Source organism: Psychrobacter proteolyticus (assembly GCF_038155145.1).
GTDB classification, from domain to species: domain Bacteria; phylum Pseudomonadota; class Gammaproteobacteria; order Pseudomonadales; family Moraxellaceae; genus Psychrobacter; species Psychrobacter proteolyticus_B.
In genome coordinates, this window is sequence record NZ_JBAKAY010000020.1 from 1 (window position 1) to 581 (window position 581).

The following is a 581-nucleotide window of genomic DNA, read 5'->3' on the forward strand; positions in this document are numbered from 1 at the left end:
CAGGCGAAGGTACGTGGAGTGTTGATGCCGCAACAGGTGAGATTACCTTCACACCAGAAGCAGGCTTTACCGCAGATCCAACACCAATCAGCTACACCGTTGATGACGCAACAGGCTTGACCTCAAATGAGGCCACCGTCACCATCAATTATCCGCAAGCTGTCAATGATACGCAAACAGGTACTTCAGGTAGCCCTGTTGTGGTTGCTGTGGTCGGTAACGATGGCCAGGCAGACAACTTAGACCCAGCGACTGTCATCATCACCGCCTCACCAGCAGGCGGCACCATTGCTGCTGACGGAAAATCGGTGGTGGTACCAGGCGAAGGTACGTGGAGTGTTGATGCCGCAACAGGTGAGATTACCTTCACACCAGAAGCAGGCTTTACCGCAGATCCAACACCAATCAGCTACACCGTTGATGATGTAACAGGCTTGACCTCAAATGAGGCCACCGTCACCATCGACTACCCACAAACAGCGCCTGTTGCCGAGAATGACAGTGAGTCAGGTACCTCAGGTAGCCCTGTTGTGGTAGACGTGGTTGGTAACGACAGCGATCCTGAAAATGATCTAGACCCA

The 581-nt window shown here is 53.0% G+C and carries 1 protein-coding gene; it reads left to right on the forward strand.

The window, feature by feature from the left end; all coding sequences use genetic code 11:
* On the forward strand, positions 1-581 hold a 581-nt coding region (locus V6252_RS12845; protein WP_341610711.1), incomplete at both ends, for an Ig-like domain-containing protein.